Origin of the sequence: Planktotalea sp. (genome assembly GCF_018607965.1) — a bacterium.
Taxonomy (GTDB): domain Bacteria; phylum Pseudomonadota; class Alphaproteobacteria; order Rhodobacterales; family Rhodobacteraceae; genus Planktotalea.
The window spans coordinates 1-2848 of record NZ_JABBAM010000048.1; the positions used below are offsets into that span (position 1 = coordinate 1).

The 2848-nt window shown below is 52.2% G+C and carries 3 protein-coding genes; 1 reads left to right on the plus strand and 2 read right to left on the minus strand.

Going from position 1 to position 2848, the window contains the following annotated elements:
• Positions 1–368: 368 nt before the first annotated feature.
• Positions 369–698, minus strand: coding sequence for a hypothetical protein (locus QZ279_RS04555; RefSeq protein WP_293448541.1), 330 nt, complete (start codon positions 696–698; stop codon positions 369–371).
• A gap of 134 nt (positions 699–832) precedes the next feature.
• Complete coding sequence (locus QZ279_RS04560; RefSeq protein ID WP_293448544.1) at positions 833–2098, minus strand: cytochrome c peroxidase; 1266 nt, start codon at positions 2096–2098, stop codon at positions 833–835.
• Positions 2099–2131: 33 nt separating this feature from the next.
• On the opposite strand from QZ279_RS04560, the gene QZ279_RS04565 reads away from it, so the two are divergent.
• Positions 2132–2602: a tetratricopeptide repeat protein gene (locus QZ279_RS04565; RefSeq protein WP_293448547.1), complete on the plus strand. Its 471-nt coding sequence runs from the start codon at positions 2132–2134 to the stop codon at positions 2600–2602.
• Positions 2603–2848 lie beyond the last annotated feature (246 nt).

A 2848-nucleotide genomic window follows, 5' to 3' on the forward strand; every position in this document is an offset into this window, starting at 1 on the left:
GGTCGTGAATCATATCAGCCCCACAGGCTCAATCAGTTAATGGGTCCTGACCCTACAGATTGATCAGACTAGTTTGGTATCAATAACTTTGGTGTGAGACATGTCAGATAAGGCCTTCTATATTAGTATCGATACTAAGTGCAGAAAAAATTGCGGAGGCGGGTTTAATCTCCCTGAAAACTTCCTTGATTTGCCCGCAATTCAGATGGTTGCTTGTGAGCAATGTGGCAACAAAGTATCGATTTTTCGATTACAATCAGAATACAAAAAAAGGCTGAAGAAGAAACAAATAAAGAAATCGAAAATTTGATCGGAAAAGCATTTAAAGGCCTATAGAGATCGATTTTTAGTCAAAAAAGATACCGCGACTAGTCCAACCGCCACAAACACCCATCCGGCCCAAAGTCCTGCACCACCAGCCCTTTGCGCCTCAGTCGATCTAGCGTGTTCCGCGTGCGCTTATGCAGATCCTTGCCGTTCAGCTCAGGGCGCTTACTGGCTACGAATTCATTGACCTGCTGAATGTGGCACGACCCGTCACGTAGCACCTCAAGGACAAGCGCAGTCATATGCCCCTTGCGCGCAACGTCCTTGCGCTTGGCAGGCATAACGCGCGGCAAATCCGCCCCACGCATCGCCATCAAAGCCTCAACATTCGCCAGTCCATCCAGCTTGCCGCGAATGATCTGCTTTCTCAACGCCAGTAGCGCGCCATTTATCGACTTATCCTGCATACCCGCATTATGGATCCACAGCGCCCAGTTTATAAGCTAGATTGTTGGTGCGTTTGATACATAAGGCCGAATATTTACAGAGAGAGGAATATCGGGTTTCAGTCTACTGGTAGGCCTGAGGGGACTGTGTCTGGGCGGCCCATGGGGCGTGTGTTGCCGGATGCGCCAGTTAGGCTGTGTAGGAACGCTTCGATATCTGATATTTCAGCATCGGTTAGATCGATTGGTTTGATATCGAGTGCGCGGGCTTGGCGTATCATTTCGCGCGTGTCGGATTGGATGGTGAAATCAATCGCTTCAAGCCAGGGCGCATTTGGCAGATTAGCCATGTCGCGTGTCCATGTGGACTTCGTTTTGAGCGGGTCCGTGTGGTGCTTGATCACACTTTTCAGTGTCGCAAACGCGCCGTTATGCCCATAGGGCGCGGTAAGTGCTACATTTCTGAGAGGGGGGGTGCGGAAACGGTAAGCATCTTCAAGCGCGTCGCTTTCGCCCATACGCCCTACATCACGTGGCATCGGATCAAAGCGTCGGGTCCGACCAGGACCAAAGGCGGGAAGGGCGAGCGCGTGAAACTCTTGATCTGTGAAGAGCGGGCCAGCGTGGCATGACGCGCAGTTTGCGGTGCCGTAGAAAAGCTTCATGCCTTCGGCGGCATCTTGTGGCAAAGGTGTCTGATCGGTCAGGTAGGCGTCAAACGGGCTATCAAAGCTTTGCCAATCAGAATTGATGAACGCGGCCAGCGCATTCCCGATATGGACGATGGTAACATCTTGGGCGTTGCTCACATCATCAAAAACGGCTTCAAACATCTCAGCGTATTCGGGAATAACGCGCACACGTTTCGCTATTATAGGCCATGCCGCGTCGATCCTATCGTGCACCGCGCCTGCAATCTGATTTTCCTTCGGATTACCCGCCATTTCGAATTGCGCGGTCAATGGGAACAGCGCCTGCGCAGCTGTAATGTTATCAAGACCCGCAGGCAGCCATTCTTCGGCAGGTGAATTGAAGCCGTTGCCGTAGATATCCGAAACCGACAGTCGTCCGTCGTGAAAAATGTTGCGAATACTCTTATGACCTATGTTCCAAAGCGCGGGCGCGTTGCGTGGGATGCGCTTGCGAATACGCGCGTCGCCCGTACCTGCCGTGCGTTTGGGGCCAACACCAACGCCACCTTCGCCGATGCCAAGGCTAAGCCCATCTGCGCCACCTAGATCGTGATGGTGACACGTCCCACAGGAAATATTCTTGTTCCCGCTGAGGATCTTATCGTAAAAAAGCAGTTGCCCGATCCTTGCCTTTTGCGGATCAGTCGGATGAAACTGCTCAGAGCTTAAAAGCGGTGGCAGATCACTTGCCAACCCAGCGACGGGCAGCAACGCAAGGACAGCAACATGCGCAAATTTTTGGCTATAATGATGTGCATTGCCACGCCAGCCTTTGCTGAAATCGAAGAGGGCCGCGACCTGATGGAGCAGGGCCGCTTTGAAGAGGCCCGCGCCGCGTTTTGGCCCGCGGCCCGCTCGGGTAACGCTGACGCCGAGGAACTGATCGGCGTGATGTATGCGCTTGGCCTTGGGGTGGAGCAGGACGTGGAGCGCGCGTTTGAATGGTATCTGCGCTCTGCCATGAAAGGGCATCCGGGCGCGCAAAGTGGGGTGGGCTGGTACTATGAGGTTGGCCTTGGCATGCCCGCGCCCGACCTGACCCGCGCGTATCTGTGGTACGTCCTCAGCGCTATTGGCGGCGACCCCGACGCTGCGATCTCTCAGGAAGAGGTCGTGAAGAAGATGAGTGCTGAGCAGATTGAGAAAGCGCATGTGTTGATCGATGACTACCGTGTGTGGATGTATCCGTTTCGTTAGGAGCGTAGTGAGGTTTTGTGTTTGGGGGAAGTGACGAACGCAAAGATAGAGGCCATACGATTTTTGTTGATTGGATATACATGGCAAATTGAACCCAGCGATGAATAAGGGCTTAACAAATGGACATTTTTATATGAGAGTTTCGTGGGTACTATTAGCCAGAAGAATAGCACTCCGATTTGGGAATGCCGAAAGTTGAATAAGGCAAAAACGTGAGCGATTTTTTCTTAAAACAAATTAATTTCA

What these genes read in the sequence shown, in the direction of transcription:
- QZ279_RS04565 (WP_293448547.1), top strand. Translation starts at nt 2,132, where the DNA reads ATGCGCAAATTTTTGGCTATAATGATGTGCATTGCCACGCCAGCCTTT.